The 16,727-nt window shown below is 61.5% G+C and carries 14 protein-coding genes; 7 read left to right on the top strand and 7 right to left on the bottom strand.

Annotation, left to right across the window (positions count from 1 at the left end):
• Positions 1-165: 165 nt before the first annotated feature.
• The 6 genes from paaK to paaF all read right to left on the bottom strand — a co-directional run bounded on the left by paaK (position 166) and on the right by paaF (position 6,363).
• Positions 166-1,491: a phenylacetate--CoA ligase PaaK gene (paaK, locus tag PMI26_RS22365; protein ID WP_007972026.1), complete on the bottom strand. Its 1,326-nt coding sequence runs from the start codon at positions 1,489-1,491 to the stop codon at positions 166-168.
• A 99-nt stretch (positions 1,492-1,590) separates the two neighbouring features.
• Positions 1,591-2,802 carry a 3-oxoadipyl-CoA thiolase gene (pcaF, locus tag PMI26_RS22370; protein ID WP_007972025.1) on the bottom strand — a complete coding sequence of 404 codons (1,212 nt, stop codon included), beginning with the start codon at positions 2,800-2,802 and terminating at the stop codon, positions 1,591-1,593.
• Entirely contained in the window at positions 2,795-3,244 is a 450-nt protein-coding gene (paaI, locus tag PMI26_RS22375; RefSeq protein ID WP_007972024.1) for a hydroxyphenylacetyl-CoA thioesterase PaaI, read from the bottom strand. Before paaI ends, pcaF begins: the two co-directional genes overlap by 8 nt.
• On the bottom strand, positions 3,237-4,754 hold the full coding sequence (paaH, locus tag PMI26_RS22380; RefSeq protein WP_007972023.1) for a 3-hydroxyacyl-CoA dehydrogenase PaaH: 1,518 nt from the start codon (positions 4,752-4,754) through the stop codon (positions 3,237-3,239). The genes paaI and paaH overlap by 8 nt, the downstream gene beginning before the upstream one ends.
• A gap of 3 nt (positions 4,755-4,757) precedes the next feature.
• Complete coding sequence (gene paaG / locus PMI26_RS22385; RefSeq protein ID WP_007972022.1) at positions 4,758-5,549, bottom strand: 2-(1,2-epoxy-1,2-dihydrophenyl)acetyl-CoA isomerase PaaG; 792 nt, start codon at positions 5,547-5,549, stop codon at positions 4,758-4,760.
• 40 nt (positions 5,550-5,589) lie between these two features.
• Positions 5,590-6,363: a 2,3-dehydroadipyl-CoA hydratase PaaF gene (paaF, locus tag PMI26_RS22390; protein WP_007972021.1), complete on the bottom strand. Its 774-nt coding sequence runs from the start codon at positions 6,361-6,363 to the stop codon at positions 5,590-5,592.
• Positions 6,364-6,711: 348 nt separating this feature from the next.
• On the opposite strand from paaF, the gene paaY reads away from it, so the two are divergent.
• The 4 genes from paaY (at position 6,712) to PMI26_RS22410 (ending at position 10,401) form a co-directional block, all read left to right on the top strand.
• Entirely contained in the window at positions 6,712-7,308 is a 597-nt protein-coding gene (gene paaY, locus PMI26_RS22395; protein WP_007972020.1) for a phenylacetic acid degradation protein PaaY, read from the top strand.
• A gap of 160 nt (positions 7,309-7,468) precedes the next feature.
• Positions 7,469-8,392 carry a phenylacetic acid degradation operon negative regulatory protein PaaX gene (paaX, locus tag PMI26_RS22400; RefSeq protein WP_007972019.1) on the top strand — a complete coding sequence of 308 codons (924 nt, stop codon included), beginning with the start codon at positions 7,469-7,471 and terminating at the stop codon, positions 8,390-8,392.
• A 101-nt stretch (positions 8,393-8,493) separates the two neighbouring features.
• Positions 8,494-9,408 (top strand): transcriptional regulator FeaR, encoded by a 915-nt coding sequence (gene feaR / locus PMI26_RS22405; RefSeq protein WP_007972018.1) that lies wholly within the window; start codon positions 8,494-8,496, stop codon positions 9,406-9,408.
• A 681-nt stretch (positions 9,409-10,089) separates the two neighbouring features.
• The gene (locus PMI26_RS22410; RefSeq protein WP_007972016.1) at positions 10,090-10,401 is read left to right on the top strand and encodes a DUF6124 family protein; all 312 of its coding nucleotides are present in this window, start codon (positions 10,090-10,092) and stop codon (positions 10,399-10,401) included.
• Positions 10,402-10,572: 171 nt separating this feature from the next.
• On the opposite strand, the gene tynA is transcribed toward PMI26_RS22410, so the two are convergent.
• The gene (tynA, locus tag PMI26_RS22415) at positions 10,573-12,861 is read right to left on the bottom strand and encodes a primary-amine oxidase (RefSeq protein WP_007972014.1); all 2,289 of its coding nucleotides are present in this window, start codon (positions 12,859-12,861) and stop codon (positions 10,573-10,575) included.
• A gap of 706 nt (positions 12,862-13,567) precedes the next feature.
• Here tynA and PMI26_RS22420 point away from each other — a divergent pair.
• The 3 genes from PMI26_RS22420 (at position 13,568) to PMI26_RS22430 (ending at position 16,664) form a co-directional block, all read left to right on the top strand.
• Positions 13,568-14,962: an MFS transporter gene (locus PMI26_RS22420; protein WP_007972011.1), complete on the top strand. Its 1,395-nt coding sequence runs from the start codon at positions 13,568-13,570 to the stop codon at positions 14,960-14,962.
• A 177-nt stretch (positions 14,963-15,139) separates the two neighbouring features.
• Positions 15,140-15,640: a sigma-70 family RNA polymerase sigma factor gene (locus tag PMI26_RS22425; RefSeq protein ID WP_007972009.1), complete on the top strand. Its 501-nt coding sequence runs from the start codon at positions 15,140-15,142 to the stop codon at positions 15,638-15,640.
• Between the two features lie 40 nt (positions 15,641-15,680).
• Positions 15,681-16,664 (top strand): FecR family protein, encoded by a 984-nt coding sequence (locus tag PMI26_RS22430; protein WP_007972007.1) that lies wholly within the window; start codon positions 15,681-15,683, stop codon positions 16,662-16,664.
• The last annotated feature ends 63 nt before the right edge of the window (positions 16,665-16,727 follow it).

Genomic DNA, 16,727 nt, shown 5'->3' with positions numbered 1-16,727 from the left:
TACCGAAGAAACGGATATGTACGCAATCAACAAAAGACAGGCTGGCAGTCAAGCCGCCTTCGCGAGCAAGCTCGCTCCCACAGGGATTGTGCTCGGCTCCAGAGTCAGCAAAGCCCGGCCAAAAAAAAGCCCCGCAAATAAGCGGGGCCATAAAGGGTGCAGCAGTCATGCTTTAGGACGTTTATCCACCACGTGGCAAGCCTTGCCCTCCGACCGCTTGATCGAATGAAACGGCTGCAAAACAACCCGCGAACTGATCCCGATATACGTCTTGATGTGTTTGCTCAATTCCCCGCAAACAGCCTTCTGCTGTTCTTCGCTCAGGTGCTGGTGCTCAGCCTTCAACTCGACTTGCACATCAACGCTGTCAAGGTTGCCGTTGCGATACAGATGGATCTCATAGCACTCGGCAAGTTGTTTGACTTTGAGTACCTGTTCCTCGATCTGTGTCGGAAACACGTTGACCCCGCGGATGATCAGCATGTCGTCGCTGCGTCCGGTGATCTTGTCGATGCGGCGCATCGGTCGTGCCGTACCCGGCAGCAGGCGCGTCAGGTCGCGGGTGCGGTAGCGGATCATCGGCAGGGCTTCTTTGCTCAGGGAGGTGAACACCAGTTCGCCCATCTGGCCGTCCGGCAAAACCTCGCCAGTGACCGGGTCGATGATTTCCGGGTAGAAATGGTCTTCCCAGATGGTCGGGCCGTCCTTGGTTTCCGCGCATTCCATGGCGACGCCCGGCCCCATGATTTCCGACAGGCCGTAGATGTCCAGGGCGGTGATGCCCAGGCGCGCTTCGATGGCGCTGCGCAGTTCGGCGGTCCACGGCTCGGCGCCGAAGATGCCCAGGCGCAGGGCCAGTTTGTGCGGGTCGATGCCCTGGCGCTCGATTTCGTCGGCGATGTTGAGCATGTACGACGGCGTGACCATGATGATGTCCGGCTGGAAATCCTTGATCAGTTGCACTTGTTTTTCGGTCTGGCCGCCGGACATCGGGATCACCGTGCAACCCAGGCGTTCGGCGCCGTAGTGCGCGCCGAGGCCGCCGGTGAACAGGCCGTAGCCGTAGGAAATGTGCACCTTGTCGCCACGGCGGCCACCGGCGGCGCGGATCGAGCGGGCCACCACGTTGGCCCAGGTGTCGATGTCGTTCTGGGTGTAGCCGACCACGGTCGGTTTGCCGGTGGTGCCGCTGGACGCGTGCAGGCGCACGATGTCGTTCATCGGCACGGCAAACATGCCGTAGGGGTAGTTGTCGCGCAGGTCGGACTTGGTGGTGAAAGGGAATTTCGCCAGGTCGTCGAGGGACTTGATGTCGTCCGGGTGTACGCCCAGCGCATCGAAACGCTGACGGTACAGCGGCACGTTGTTGTAGGCGTGGTTCAGGCTCCAGCGCAGGCGCTCCAGCTGATGCTGGCGCAGCTCGTCGATGCTGGCGGTTTCCAGCGGGTCCAGCACAGGGTTCAGCACGGCTTGGGCAATTGGCATGTTCATGTGTTCACTCGAATTGTTTTTGTGTTCCAGCCCTTTTGCACAAGGGCTTTGAGTGCATGCCCCAAGGATACCTCTCGGCTCCTCGGGAATCGCGATTCTTTAGTGGGATAGACGCTCGATGATCAGCGCGATCCCCTGGCCGACGCCAATGCACATGGTGCACAGGGCGTAGCGGCCGTTACGTTCCTCAAGCTCATGCAGGGCGGTGGTCACCAGTCGCGCGCCGCTCATGCCCAACGGGTGGCCGAGGGCGATGGCGCCGCCGTTGGGGTTGACCCGCGGATCGGTGTCGCTCAGGCCAAGCTCGCGCAGCACCGCCAGGCCCTGTGCGGCAAACGCTTCGTTGAGCTCGATCACGTCCATGTCGGCCAGGCTCAGGTTGGCCACTTCCAGTACCTTGCGCGTGGCCGGCACCGGGCCAATGCCCATGATCCGTGGTTCTACGCCGGCGGTGGCCATGGCCACGACCCGGCCACGGGCGGTCAGGCCGTGGCGCTTGGCGACTTGCGGGCTGGCCAGCAGCAGCGCGCAGGCGCCGTCGTTGACTCCGGAGGCGTTGCCGGCGGTGATGCTACCGCCTTCGCGGAACGGCGTGCCGAGTTTGGCAAGCTGTTCGAGCGTGGTGTCGCCGCGTGGGTGTTCGTCGTGCTCGACCACTTTGGCCGGGCCTTTGCGCTGCGGGATTTCCACGGCGACGATTTCCTTCGCCAGGCGCCCATTGGCCTGGGCGGCCGCTGCACGCTGCTGGCTGCGCAGGGCGAAGGCGTCCTGGTCGGCCCGGGAGATGTTGAACTGTTCGGCGACGTTCTCCGCGGTTTCCGGCATGGAGTCGATGCCGTAGGCCTTTTTCATCAGCGGATTGACGAAACGCCAGCCGATGGTGGTGTCGAAGATTTCCGCCGAACGGGAAAACGCCTGCTCGGCCTTGCCCATCACCAGCGGCGCGCGGGACATCGATTCCACGCCGCCGACCAGCATCAACCCGGTCTCGCCGCTGCGAATCGCCCGGGCAGCCGTGCCCACCGCGTCCAGCCCGGAGCCGCACAGGCGATTGAGGGTGGTGCCGGGCACGCTGACCGGCAACCCGGCCAGCAGGGCCGACATGCGCGCGACGTTGCGGTTGTCTTCGCCGGCCTGGTTGGCGCAGCCGTAGATCACGTCGTCGACGGTACTCCAGTCGACTTGCGGGTGGCGGCGCAGCAGTTCGCGCAGCGGCACCGCGCCGAGGTCGTCGGCGCGCACGCTGCTCAGGACCCCGGCGTAGCGGCCTATCGGGGTGCGGACGGCGTCGATGATCAGTGCGTCATTCATTCGGGGTCTCCTGCGTCAGCACCGGGCCGCGCACTTTGTAGGATTTGCCATGGAACAGGGCGATCAACTGGCCCTGTTGGTTTTCGATACGTACGTCGTAGTTGCCGGTGCGCCCGGAACGGCTCTGCTCGATGCAGTCGGCGTTCAGCGTGTCACCCAGGCGGGCCGGGGCGATGTAGTCGATGCTGCAACCGATGGCCACGGTGGCCTCGTTGTAGCTGTTGCAGGCGAAGGCGAACGCCGAATCGGCGAGGGCGAACAGGTAGCCGCCGTGGCACGTGCCGTGGCCCTGGACCATGTCGGCGCGCACCGTCATGCCCACTCGCGCGCAACCGGGGCCGGCCGAGAGCAGGCGCATGCCCATGGCCTGGCTGGCGGCGTCGCGCTGGAACAGCGATTGCGCGCATTCACTGGCCAGGGTCATGGCTTCATGGTTAGTCATGGAAGGTTCTCCCTTCGGCGACGCGACGGCGCAGCAGCAGCGACGGCCGGTAGCGTTCTTCGCCGTAACTGGCTTGCAGGTTTTCCAGCACGTTCAGAATGTGCGACAGGCCAATGGCATCGGCCCAGGCCAGCGGACCCTGTGGATAGTTGACCCCGGCGCGCATCGCCAGATCGATGTCGGCGGCCGACGCGACGCCTTGCAGCAGGGCGTCGGCGGCTTCGTTGGCGAGCATCGCCACGGTGCGCAGGACGGCGAGGGCCGGGCTGTCGCTGAGCAGGCTGACCTTGAGGCCGGCCCGTTGCAGCAGGGCCACGCCTTGTTCGAGGGCCTGCGGGTCGATCCCTGCCGCATGGCTGATAGCGATGCGTTTGGCATTGGCGTAATCGAACGCAAGGTCCAGCAGTATCAGGTTGCGCAGCCCGTCTTCGCGAGCCCGCTGACAGGCCATGCGCCCATCGCTCAAGGCCAGAACGGCATCACCGACTCGCAGCAAGCCCTGACCATCACGCTGGACGATCTCGACGCCTTGTTCATGCAAGCGTGCGAGCAAGCCTTGAGCGATACCGAGGTCGCCTTCCACGGCACAGACCTCGACCTTCGCATCGCTGTTGATATCAGCGGCTTGCGGGCGTTCCGCCCCTTGGGCGTAGCGGTAGAAACCCTGGCCGCTCTTGCGTCCCAGACGCCTGCCGTCCACCAATTCTTTCTGGATCAACGACGGCAGGAAGCGCGTGTCCTGGTAATAGGCGTCGAACACCGAGCAGGTCACGGCGTAGTTGACGTCGTGGCCGATCAGATCGGTCAGTTCGAATGCGCCCATGGCAAAACCGCCGGCCTCGCGCATCAGGGCATCCAGTGTCGGGCAGTCGGCCGCGCCTTCCTGCAGCATCCGCAGGCTTTCGGCATAGAACGGCCGGGCCACGCGGTTGACGATGAAGCCCGGCGTCGAACGGGTGTGCACCGGTTTTTTGCCCCAGGCCTTGGCGGTGTCGTACAGGCACTCAGCCAAGACGGGATTACTGGCCAGGCCGGAAACGATTTCCACCAACGCCATGACCGGCGCCGGGTTGAAGAAGTGCAGGCCGAGCAAGCGTTCTGGATGCTCAAGCTGCGCGGCGATGCTGGTGATCGATAGCGACGAGGTGTTGCTGGCCAGAATGCAGTGTTCGCTACAGATGCCTTCGAGCTGGCGGAACAGTGCACGCTTGACCTCGAGGTTCTCGACGATGGCTTCGATGATCAGCTCGCAATCGGCCAGGGCTTCGATGGCTTCCACCGCTTGCAGGCGGGCAATGGTTGCGCTGCGCGATTCGGCGGACAGTTTGCCGCTCTCGACCCGTTTGCCCAGTTGTCGATCGATGCCTTCGATGGCCTGCGCCGCCGCGCCGGGACGGTTGTCCAGCAGCAACACCGGATGGCCGGCTTGCGCCGCGACCTGGGCGATGCCGGCGCCCATGGCCCCGGCGCCGATCACGGCAATGCGTGCAGAGGTGTTCAATGCGGTCATGACTCAGCGCCCCTTGAAGCTTGGGGTGCGTTTTTCCATGAAGGCGCCGACGCCTTCGCGATAGTCCTCGCTGCGCCCGGCCAGGCGTTGCAGGTCGCGCTCCAGTTCCAGCTGTTCGTCGAAGCTGTTGCTCAGGCTGGCGTTGAGGCTGCGTTTGATCAGCGCCAGGCCGTAGGTGGGTTGAGTGGCGAGGTGGCGCGCCAGTTTCAGCGCTTCGTCGCGCAGGTCGGCGTCGTCCACGCACTGGTAGATCAAGCCCCATTGTTCGGCCTGTTCGGCGCTCAGGCGATTGCCAAGCAAGGCCAAAGCCTTGGCTCGGGCCATGCCGACCAGGCGCGGCAAGGTCCAGGTGCCACCGGAATCGGGAATCAGGCCGATCTTGCAGAACGCCTGGATGAAACTGGCCGAACGCGCCGCCAGCACCAGGTCGCAGGCCAGCGGAATGTTGGCGCCGGCACCGGCGGCGACGCCGTTGACCGCACAGATCACCGGCAGCGGCAGGTCGCGCAACTGGCGGATCAGCGGGTTGTAGAACTTCTCGATGGACTCGCCAAGATCCGGCACGGCGCTGCCCGGCGCGACATTGCGGTCGCTCAGGTCCTGCCCGGCGCAGAAGCCGCGACCTTCACCCGTCAGCAGTAGAACGCGCACGTCCGGGTTCTGCCGCACTTGCTTGAGTGCTTCTTTCACTTCGCCGTGCATCTGGGTGTTGAAGCTGTTGAGCTGGTCTGGCCGGTTGAGGCTGAGCAGAGCGACGCCGGCGTCGATGGAAAACAGGATGTGTTCGAAGTTCATGGTCTGGGCGTTCTCTTGGCAGTCGTTCGAATTCGTTGGATTACTGGCCGGTGAAGGTCGGCGCGCGTTTTTCCTGGAAGGCCGCAATGCCTTCGTCGCGGTCGCGGGTGCCGGCCAGCACGGTGAAGGCGTGGCGCTCGAAGCGCAGGCCGCTGGCCAGATCGGTGTCCATGGCCTTGAGCAGCGCTTCCTTGGCCAGGCGTACGGCCAGTGGCGCCTTGGCGGCAATGCCGCGGGCGATGTGCAGGGCGCGATCGACGGTGAACTCCGGTTGGGTCACTTCGCTGACCAGGCCGGCGCGCTGGGCCTGGCGGGCGTCGATCGGCTCACCGGTGAGGACCATCTGCATGGCCATGGATTTGCCGACGGCGCGCAGCAAACGCTGGGTGCCTCCGGCGCCGGGCATGATCCCGAGGTTGATTTCCGGCTGGCCGAAGCGCGCGTCTTCCCCGGCAATGATGATGTCGGCGTGCATCGCCAGTTCGCAGCCACCGCCGAGGGCGAAGCCGTTGACCGCGGCGATCAGCGGTTTGCTGAAACGGGTGATGGTTTGCCACGAGGCCTGGCGCGGGTCGTCGAGGATGCCGACCAGGTTGCGTTCGGCCATTTCCTTGATGTCGGCGCCGGCGGCGAAGGCCTTGCGGCTACCGGTGAGGACCACGGCGCGGGTGTCGGGGTCGGCTTGTGCGGCGTTCAGTTCAGCGGCCAGTTCGCCCAGCAATTCGGTGGTCAAGGCGTTCAGGGCTTGCGGGCGCTGCAGGGTAATCAGGCGGACGCCAGGCTCGATCAATTCGACGGCAAGGGTCAGAGGCATGGCGGATGCCCTCAGGGTGCACGCTCGGCGTGGTGCCGGCTCGTTATTGGATCGGCCTCGGGGGCCGGTTTTGCCCAAGTATAGCTACAACGTGATACGCAAATGCAATACAAAAATAGATTTAATGTGTCTTAATTGTGTGGTTTTCGATTTGTTGTCTTCCTGGTAGAGGGGCGCTGATAACGAGTTTTTCCTCGAGTTTATTGGGTTTTATAGCGTTTTAACGGGCGCGTTGGTCTTCGTTGGAAAGGGGCGTTTCAAGTGATACGGTTTTTAGCCTTTGTGCTGGTAAAAGTGATGTGATACAAAATAGGTCATTATTTGCATCGCTTTGCGAAGGAACCTGCCATGACCTGCTACAGCCTTGATGGCCTGACTCCGGTGGTTGACCCGAGCGCTTATGTGCACCCGTCTGCCGTATTGATCGGCGATGTGATCATCGGCCCGCATTGCTATGTGGGGCCGCTGGCCAGCCTGCGCGGGGACTTCGGGCGGATCGTGCTGGAGGAGGGCGCCAACCTGCAGGACACCTGCGTGATGCACGGTTTCCCCGACAGCGACACGGTGGTGGAGCGCAACGGCCACATCGGCCACGGCGCGGTGCTGCACGGGTGCCGGATCGGCGCCGATGCGCTGGTGGGCATGAATGCGGTGGTGATGGATAACGCCCGGATCGGCCCGCGTTCATTCGTGTCGGCGGCGGCGTTCGTCAAGGCCGGCTTCGAATGCCCGGAACAGTCGCTGGTCATGGGCGCACCGGCCAGCATCAAGCGCAGCCTCAGCGATCAGGAAGTGGCGTGGAAACAGGCCGGCACCCGGGAGTATCAGCAACTGGCCCAGCGTTGCCTCGAGCAGATGCAGGTGTGCGAGCCGCTGAGCGAACCGGAACCGGATCGCCCGCGTATCAGTGACAGTGGGTTGCGGCCAAAAGGCAGCACTTTGTGAACACCGTCCCCTACTGTAGGAGCGAGCCTGCTCGCGATGGTGGGTCAGCTACCTTGGTGTCGACTGACCCACCATCGCGAGCAGGCTCGCTCCTACAAGGGATTGGGATTAACCCATTAGCTTTCGGTATATTCCTTTTCTTTTTTTGCACGGAACGCCCATGTCGTCCCTGACTCCCTTGAACCACCTGATTACCCGCTTCCAGGAGCAGACGCCGATCCGCGCCAGTTCCTTGATCATCACGTTGTACGGGGATGCCATCGAACCCCATGGCGGCACCGTGTGGCTGGGTAGCCTGATTCAATTGCTCGAACCCATCGGCATCAACGAACGGCTGATCCGCACTTCGATTTTTCGCCTGACCAAGGAAGGCTGGCTGACCGCCGAGAAAGTCGGTCGCCGCAGTTACTACAGCCTGACGGGCACCGGTCGTCGCCGTTTCGACAAGGCCTTCAAGCGGGTCTACAGCACCACGATGCCGGCCTGGGATGGTTCCTGGTGCCTGGTGATGCTCTCGCAACTGACCCAGGACAAACGCAAACAGGTGCGCGAGGAACTGGAATGGCAAGGCTTCGGCGCGATTTCGCCGGTGGTGCTGGCCTGTCCGCGCAGTGACCGGTCCGACGTCAATGCGACCCTGCTCGACCTCGGCGCCCAGGAGGACACCATCGTCTTCGAAACCACCGCTCAGGACGTACTGGCTTCCAAGGCCCTGCGCCTGCAGGTGCGCGAGAGCTGGAACATCGAGGAGCTGGCTGCGCATTACAGCGAGTTCATCCAGTTGTTCCGGCCGCTGTGGCAAGCCCTGCGCGAGCAGGAAAACCTGCAACCGGCCGACTGCTTCCTGGCGCGGGTGCTGTTGATTCACGAGTACCGCAAGCTGCTGCTGCGCGACCCGCAACTGCCGGACGAGTTGCTGCCCGGCGATTGGGAAGGCCGCGCCGCCCGCCAGTTGTGCCGCAACATTTACCGTTTGATCTACGCCAAGGCCGAAGAATGGCTGAACGCTGCACTGGAAACGGCCGACGGCCCGTTGCCGGACGTCGGTGAAAGCTTCTATCGGCGTTTTGGCGGACTGAAGTAGCACGTCACTGTTCAGGGAGTGGTGCGGTTCAGGAGACTCGAAGCATCCGGTGTCGTGTGGATTGACGTAGACAATAAAAATAAGCCTGCGTGAGGCCTGACATGATTTCTACAACAGCACAGCGCCATGAAGGGTTCGACCAGTGGATCCATCAGATCAACCAGATCTGTGGCGCCTTCAACGCACAACCCCTGGGCAGCGAATTTGCCGGGCGCATCCGCGAATACCAGAGCGATGCGCTCAAACTCAGTTTCGTCGACGTGTGCCAAGCGCGTTTGTACCGTACGCCCCAGGAAGTCGCGGCGGGCGAGGGTGGCAAGTACTTCGCGGTGTTCCAGCTCGACGGCACGGCGGGCATGGCCCAGGGCGACGACAAGGTCTTGCTGTCCCCCGGCGACATCACGCTGATCGATGCCTCGCGCCCCAGCGATTTCACCTACGGCGAAAACTCCCGGCAGTTGTCGCTGATCCTGCCGTATCAACTGGTCGAGCAAACCCTGCGCTTCAACCCGGTCAAGTGCGGCCACCGGATTGCCGCGTCCTCGCCCATCGCCATGCTCTCGCACCGGTTGATCCTCGACGCCACCCGCCAGCAGCACCTGACCCGACAGGAAAGCGAAGCGACCCTGGAGGCGATCGTCAGCCTGCTGCGCCCGGCGATCAGCCAGGCCGACGACTGCACCGATGTCCATGAGCGGATCTTCCGCAAGACGCTCACCTGCATCGACGAAAACATTCGCTCCGAAGACCTGTGCCCGGAATGGCTGGCGCGGGAAGTCGGCATGTCCACCCGTGGCCTGTACCGGATGTTTGCCAAGAAAGGGCTGGTGGTGGCGCGCTACATCAAGAACCGTCGCCTGGACCTGTGCGCCGAATCCCTGCGCCAATCGGGCAAGGAGCAGAAGTTGTCGGTGCTGGGGTATTCGTGGGGGTTTTCCGATTCGAGCTACTTCTCCACCGCGTTCAAGTCGCGCTTCGGCATTGCGCCGGGGGAGTATCGCAAGCGGTATGCCTGATGAATTTTCATGAACACCGAATAACCCTGTGGGAGCGAGCTTGCTCGCGAAGGCGTCGTGTCAGTCGACATCAATGTCAATGACAGACCGCTTTCGCGAGCAAGCTCGCTCCCACAGGTATTGCGTACGACCTGGTTACTTCGGTGTGCTGAGGTTCAACGTCGGCGTTTCATCGAAGAGGTTCCACGGATGCTTCTGCTGAGTGCGTAGGATGCTTCCGAGTGTTGGTGCACCTAACCTGTAGGACCGTTCGCTATCTTGTCGGGGCCCAGTGTCGCGGCTGCTTTTTGACAGGGTGAAACCGTTCGGATCGAGCGCTACACCAGAGCGCAAACCCTGCTTGTTTAAAAGCCCTCAAGGTTACTTCGTGAAAGCCACAGCGCCTTGCGTCGTTGCCTACACATACCCCAGAATCCGCCGGCTTGTGCGCCTTGGGGCCGCTCGGTAACTTGCTCCGCGTCACTGATTGTCAGTGATCGGGTTTAGTAGCCCGTGGTTGTTGGTAAGGTGCATAGCGTTCCCTTCAGTCAGGTATTCATATGCCTGCATTTGATGGTGGCTGTGCGCAGGGCGCTTCGGCGCGCCGGTAAATGCTGACTCCCCGGTCTACTAACCTGCGTACAGCCGCCACCCCTCGTTTAGTAGCAAGGTGGTAGCGGCTCCATTCAGGAGTTTGCAAATATGTTCAAAGTGACACCGAATCCGCCGGACACTGATCCGACATCCCCATCCGACCCCATCCCCTCTGCCGCCAACATCATGGCCACCCCGCGCAAACTCAGCACGATGTTCATCGTCAACCCGGAACTCGATACCGCAACCCTGCTGGCCCATGCCTGCGAGTCACTGGCATCGGCCAACGTCATGACCATGGATCTGGCGGATCGAACGGAAGGGACAAGTCGAAATACCCTGCTAGGCATCGCGCAAGTCATTCTGTTGGGGGAACTGGCGGTGAACCAGGCGCTGGATCGGATTGATGTGCTTGGGTAGCGGATCAATGATCGGGATGTTGCCTGACACACTGATGGAATTGCCTGAACTCTGATTAACCCTGTGGGAGCGGGCTTGCTCGCGAAGGCTGAGTGTCAGTCAATATTAATGTCGACTGACCCACCGCTATCGCGAGCAAGCTCGCTCCCCCAGGTATTGCGTACGACCCGTTTACTTCTGTGGGCTGAGGTTCAAGGTCGGGGTTTCATCGAAGAAGTTCCATGGCTTGAGCAGCACGTGCACCCATTCGGTCGGCATGATCGGCCATTCCTCGGCGCGGGCGATGTGGGTGGTGCCGGTGGTCAGCCAGACCACGTCGTCGGTGTTCTCGATGGAGTGGTTATCCTGGGTGAACTGCCCCAGGCCCGAGTCCTTGTCCGAGCGGTTCGGGTACTTGCCTTCCGGGTATTTTTCCTCAGGGTTGTATTGGGTCACCCACAGTTGCTTGTCCATGAAACTCAGGCGGTGGTAGAGCCATTCGTCCTTGCCGAAATTGGCACCTTTGGCCACCGGGTGGGTGCCGCCGGCGTACGGAATCAGTTGATAGGAAACCGGGTTGCCGACCTTGTTCTCCTTGCTGAAGTTGGTCAGCAGGCGCACGGTCGACGGGTCGAATTTCTGCGCCGCTTGCTGCTCGGTACCGACCACTTTGGTTTCGGTCTGCATGGTGCTGGTGCGCGGGCCGCCACGGTCGTTGGGCAGCACCACCGGGTTCACTTCCACCAGTGAGTTCTGCTCGCCGTCCACGTCCATGTCGAGGCGGAAGTTGTAGATGTGCTGGTGCGTAGTGCCGACGATGTTGTGATCGAGCAGGGTGCCGTAGCGCGTGTCTTCCCTGGCGGTGTCTTCGTGCATGGTTTTGGACTTCACGCCCTTGACCGCTTCGATGCCGGTGGCGCCGGCGTCGATGCCGATGGTGCCGTTCTGCTGGAAGACCCAGTCGAAGATGTAGTCGTAGTTGCCGACGGTGCTGATCCAGCGCACCACCAGTTCACGACGCTCGGTGCTGAGGTTGGGCTGGCCCATTTCCTGGTGTTTGTATTCAGGTCCGGCGTAGCGCTCGAACACCGCCATGGCGCGGGGGATAGCGGTCGGTGCGCCGGTGTAGTCGGCGATGGTGGCGTCCAGCAGCACGGCGTTTTGCGGGGCGTCCTTGCCGCGGGCAATCGGCGAGGTCAGGGTGCCCATGCCGTAGTCGCCGGAGTCGAGGTAGGCCTTGAAGTACCAGCCGACATCCGGGTCGCCGTAAGGCACGATCATGCCGCCCAGCGAGCCTTCGTACATGATCTTGCGTTTCTTGCCCTTGTCGTCGTAGGTGACGGTGGACAGGATCGGCCCGACCCGCGAATCGAGGCGAACGTGGAAGTCCCAGTTCTGCCAGTGAATGCTGTTGCCGCTGATGGTGTAGTTCTTGCCCTCGGGTTCGATGATTTCCAGCGGTTTGACTGCGACGCCCTGGCGTCCGCGTCCGTCATACGGCGTCGGCTTCAGCGGCACCGGGATCAGCGCGTCGTCTTCGATCTTGATCAGTTTCTTCTGTTCCAGGTCGACAATCGCCACCAGGCCCTCGATCGGGTGCGCCCAGTAGTTGCCGTCACCGGTGTTGAGGTAGCTGACGATTTTCAGCAGGCGCTTGTCCTGCGCCAGGCCGTCCTTGCCGTCGAAGTAACCGACGGTCAGTGGCGTCGCCACGACCTTCTTCACGTCGTTGATGCCGCGCTTGGCCAGGGCCTGGGCGTATTCCGGGCTGCTCTCGACGGCCGATTGCACCGTTGCGAAGTCGTCCAGCAAGACCATGCCGTGGGCGCCTTCGATCGGCTTCCAGGACTTGAGAGTCTTGGTGTCGAGATCCACCAGTGCTTCGATCACATGTTTGCCGTCGAGCACCACGATCGAGGCCTCGCGTGGCTGGGCGACGTTCTGCCCGGTGAGGGCGAAGTTCCATACCTGATCCTTGGGCGGCGCCTTGACCGAGACTTCGGTGAAACGGAAACCGGGCTGGTAGTTGTCCGATTTCTTGACGATGTCCACGGCCGTGGTGATTTCGGCGGCGCTCAGGGGGTTGAGCGGGTTGGGGCGGGTCTCGACGACGAAGGTCTTGTCCAGCCCGGACTGGAACACCTGGTTGATGAAGTCGGTGGACATGAACGCCTTATGGTCCTTGAACACCACCGGCACCGTCAGCTCGATGCGCTTGCCGTTGAGCATCGCCACTTTGCTGTCGGGCTTGACCTTGAGATAGACCCCGTCCTTGGCGATGGTGAACAGGTTGGCGTAGTCGTCCCATTTCACCGTGGCACCAAAGGCCTCCAGACCCTCTTGCAGCGGCACCATGTCGGCATGACTGCCGTGGGCCTGGGCATTGTCCGCCCAGTAAGGCAGGCCGAGCGTGCCCAGCGTGATAGCCAGGGCGAGGCGGGCCAGCGGTTTTCTGTTTCGCAGTGCAAGGGAGGTGAACATTCTGGGTTCCTTCGGAAAAGCCGATAACAGCCATGCCCGCACTTTGCTACAGCCAGTGAATGGCTGCATTGGGAATCCTGCCAAAAACCTTTGGATCTGTGCCTGATTGAGCGTAGTCGGGCGGATTCTGACTGTTTTCTGTCGGTTGTCGTACAACGGTGAGGGGTCGATGACCCCTTTCAAAACTCACAAAGGAGCGAGCGACGCGTCGCGGTACCTGTGTCCAGGAGCCTGTTTTACGGGTTTATTCGATTATATGTCGCATTTTTAGGGCAGTCAGGCCGTTCAGGTCTAAGGAGTTTTCTTGTTGACAGTGACCCATGGGACTGGCTATAAATCGCTTAAGTCATACGACGACATATGACATGCATGTCCACTATTAAAAATAAAAAGAGTGTCGACCTCAACATGAATCCAATCGCCTCCCTCTCGCCCCTGAAGTTCCCGTGTTCAGCCATCGGCTTCCATGTCCACACACCCTTGCGCCCGTTACCGGTGACAACCGGTCACTGACTCGCGTGAGAAACGCAGGCTGAGCAATCAGTCCCTGTTTTTCTGTGAGTTGTCTGATGAGTTGTCCGAAATCAGTTGGCGGAATATCGCCCGTTTCGTCGTGGACTGATGCATTGAAGTGAAGCCCGGCGGCCCAATCGATCTCGTTTTACACCGAGAGATCATCACCCAAAATCTACAATAAAGTGATGCCATGAACTTGAACGAGCCCATTACTGCGCAACGCGTCAGCCAGTCTGTCGGTAAATACCGATGGACCATTTGTGCATTGTTGTTTTTTGCAACCACCGTCAATTACCTCGACCGCCAGGTGCTCAGCCTGCTGGCGCCGGATCTGTCGAGGCAGTTTGGCTGGAGCAACACCGATTACGCCAACATTGCCGCCGTCTTCCAGTTCACCTACGCGATTTCCATGCTGTTCGCGGGCCGCGTAGTGGACAAGATCGGCACCAAGGCCGCTTTTGTGGTGGCGATTTGCATTTGGTCGACCGGCGCCGTCATGCACGCCTTTGCAGAACCCATGGGCGAGGGTATTGCCGCCATCTGTAGCGCGCTGGGTATTGCGGTCATCCCGGTCTCGATCGCCGGCTTCATGCTGTCGCGCGCCGTGCTGGCAATCGGTGAATCGGCCAACTTCCCGACCGCAATCAAGGTCACCGCTGAGTATTTCCCGAAGAAAGAACGCTCCTTCGCCACCGGCATCTTCAACTCCGGGGCTAACGTCGGCGCGATCCTGGCACCCATTTCGGTGCCGCTGATCGCTGGCTTGTGGGGCTGGCAGACAGCGTTCATCGTGATCGGCATGCTGGGCTTTATCTGGATGGGCGTATGGCTGGTGTTGTACGACAAGCCAGAGCAGCAGAAGCGTCTGTCGGCGCAGGAACTGGCACACATCCGCAGTGATTCCCCCGCCAGCGCCGCTGTGCAGACGGGCGTCGGCAAAAAGGTTTCGTGGTTCCAATTGCTGAAATACCGTCAGACCTGGGCGTTCGCCTTCGGCAAGTTCATGACCGACGGGGTGTGGTGGTTCTTTCTCTTCTGGCTGCCGACCTACCTGTCGGAGCAGTACGGCCTGAAAGGCGCAGCCATCGTGGTACCACTGGCGGTGTTGTACAGCATGACCATGGTCGGCAGTATCGGCGGCGGCTGGTTCCCCAGCTATTTCATGGCACGTGGCGACAAGCCGTATGACGGCCGCATGAAAGCCATGCTGGTGATTGCCGTTTTCCCGTTGGTCGTGCTGCTGGCACAGCCATTGGGTCACATCAGCGTCTGGGTACCGGTGTTGCTCATTGGTGTGGGCGCGTCGGCGCATCAGGCCTGGTCGGCCAACATCTTCACCACGGTGTCCGACATGTTTCCGCAAAAGACCGTCGCGTCCGTGGTCGGCATTGGTGGTATGGCGGGTGGGTTGGGCGGAGTCTTGCTGACCAAGATCGGTGGCTGGGTGTTCGACTACTACAAATCGGTGGGTGAAATCCGTACCGGCTACATGATCATGTTCGCCGTCTGCGCGCTGGCCTATCTGGTGGCGTGGAGTGTGATGAAGATGCTGGTGCCTCGCCACAAGGAAATTACCGACCTATGAATGACGGCTTCGATGGCATCTGCAACACGGAGTAACCTGTCGGAGTGAAAAAGGCCGCTGAGCAATCAGCGGCCTTTTTGCGTTTCGGGCGACAGGGAGCGCGTTTGGGGCGGCAAGCGATTGCTTTGATTTAATAAGAAGCATTACTATTCGCGCTCATTTCCACAGCACAGCGCAATGACCCTCAAGCTGCCCCGCAGACACGGCTTTTTCGAGCATTACGAAGAGTTGGTTGGTACCTGGACCCGTCGCCTGAGGAATCGTCAGCAGGCCGAGGACCTGGCCCACGACACCTTCGTGCGGGTGCTTGAGTCCGATTCGGCGCGGGTCGAACAGCCCCGGGCGTATTTGCACCAGACCGCGCGCAACATTGCCGTGGATGGGTATCGGCGTGAGGACCGGCGGGGCGCCATGGAGTCAGAGGCGATCGATCTCAGTGAGTCGCCGAGCGGCGACCCGGAGCATTTCATGCACGCGATCCAGCTGGCCGATTCCATCGAACGGGCGCTCTCCGAGTTGCCGGTCAACTGCCGCAAGGTGTTTGTCTGGCAGAAAATCGAGGGCCTGACCCAGGCCGAAATCGCCGAACGCCTGGGGCTGTCCAAGAACATGGTGGAAAAGTATATGATCCGCACGCTTCGGCACCTGCGCGATCGCCTGGACGGGTTGCAGTCATGATCTGTCGCGCCATCTCCTCCCCAGCCCAACAGGAACTTCCATGATGGATACTCGTGATTGTGCGTGCGGGCAAACAACGGTTCGCGATGACGCGGCGCTTTGGTTTGTACGTTTGCAGGAGCCTGTCGTCGATGTCGAAGTGCGTCGCCGGTTTCAGGCCTGGCTGGACGAACATCCCCAACACCGAAACGAATTCGAAGTGCTCCAGGCGTTGTGGCGCGCCGCCGATTTGCTGCCGGCGGCGCGTTTGCGTGCCTTGTGTGAAACCCCGCCAGCCCTGAAAAAACCTCGCCCTGTGCTGCGTTACGCGGTAGCCGCCAGCGTGCTCGCGGTGGCGCTCGGCCTGGGTCTGTTCAGCAGCCTGAATCATCCAGCGCCTTACACGGCCGAGTTTTCAACGGCCCTGAATGAGCGGCGCCATGTGGCGTTGCCGGACGGTTCGGCGGTGGATCTGGACAGCCGCAGCCGGATTCAGGTGCGTTTTGAAAAGGGTCAACGCCACGTTGAGCTCAGTGAAGGCGAAGCGATGTTCAGCGTCGAGCACGACACCCGCCGACCCTTTGTGGTCGAGTCGGGCAGCGGCAAGGTCACGGTCACCGGCACCCGGTTCGACGTACGCCGTGGCGCCAGTGAAACCCGGGTGGTGGTGGAGCAGGGCACGGTCAAGGTCCAGGGGCGCGAGGCTGCCGATCACGATTTCATCCATCTGACCGCAGGCCTGGGCACCCACGTCGATGCCCAGGGCAAGGTCGCGGCCGCCTACGCCGTCAACCCGGCGGAAATGACCGCCTGGCGCAGCGGCAAACTGGTGTTCAACAACGCCCGCCTGGCCGACGTCGCCGAGCAGGTCTCACGTTATCGGGAGAATCCGCTCAAGGTCGCCAGCGCAGCGGTCGGCGATCTGCGCCTGACCAGCGTGTTCAAGTCCGACAACACCGACGCACTGCTCAAGGCCTTGCCGAGCATTCTGCCGGTGGCCGTGCGCACCCTTGGCGATGGCAGCCAGGAAATAATTTCAAAATAAAATTCAGGTTTTTTTCGAGTTCATCGTCTTCCTGTTCAACTGCAACTGGTTTGCATTAACAAA

Origin of the sequence: Pseudomonas sp. GM33, assembly GCF_000282295.1 — a bacterium.
GTDB classification, from domain to species: domain Bacteria; phylum Pseudomonadota; class Gammaproteobacteria; order Pseudomonadales; family Pseudomonadaceae; genus Aquipseudomonas; species Aquipseudomonas laurylsulfatiphila.
The sequence above is the reverse complement of the archived record's forward strand: the minus strand, read 5'-3'. Positions and strand labels throughout refer to the sequence as shown.

Coding starts and splice junctions, on each gene's coding strand:
- paaK (WP_007972026.1), bottom strand. CDS start 1,491: ATGAACATGCCAATTGCCCAAGCCGTGCTGAACCCTGTGCTGGACCCG.
- pcaF (WP_007972025.1), bottom strand. CDS start 2,802: ATGAATGACGCACTGATCATCGACGCCGTCCGCACCCCGATAGGCCGC.
- paaI (WP_007972024.1), bottom strand. CDS start 3,244: ATGACTAACCATGAAGCCATGACCCTGGCCAGTGAATGCGCGCAATCG.
- paaH (WP_007972023.1), bottom strand. CDS start 4,754: ATGACCGCATTGAACACCTCTGCACGCATTGCCGTGATCGGCGCCGGG.
- paaG (WP_007972022.1), bottom strand. CDS start 5,549: ATGAACTTCGAACACATCCTGTTTTCCATCGACGCCGGCGTCGCTCTG.
- paaF (WP_007972021.1), bottom strand. CDS start 6,363: ATGCCTCTGACCCTTGCCGTCGAATTGATCGAGCCTGGCGTCCGCCTG.
- paaY (WP_007972020.1), top strand. CDS start 6,712: ATGACCTGCTACAGCCTTGATGGCCTGACTCCGGTGGTTGACCCGAGC.
- paaX (WP_007972019.1), top strand. CDS start 7,469: ATGTCGTCCCTGACTCCCTTGAACCACCTGATTACCCGCTTCCAGGAG.
- feaR (WP_007972018.1), top strand. CDS start 8,494: ATGATTTCTACAACAGCACAGCGCCATGAAGGGTTCGACCAGTGGATC.
- PMI26_RS22410 (WP_007972016.1), top strand. CDS start 10,090: ATGTTCAAAGTGACACCGAATCCGCCGGACACTGATCCGACATCCCCA.
- tynA (WP_007972014.1), bottom strand. CDS start 12,861: ATGTTCACCTCCCTTGCACTGCGAAACAGAAAACCGCTGGCCCGCCTC.
- PMI26_RS22420 (WP_007972011.1), top strand. CDS start 13,568: ATGAACTTGAACGAGCCCATTACTGCGCAACGCGTCAGCCAGTCTGTC.
- PMI26_RS22425 (WP_007972009.1), top strand. CDS start 15,140: ATGACCCTCAAGCTGCCCCGCAGACACGGCTTTTTCGAGCATTACGAA.
- PMI26_RS22430 (WP_007972007.1), top strand. CDS start 15,681: ATGATGGATACTCGTGATTGTGCGTGCGGGCAAACAACGGTTCGCGAT.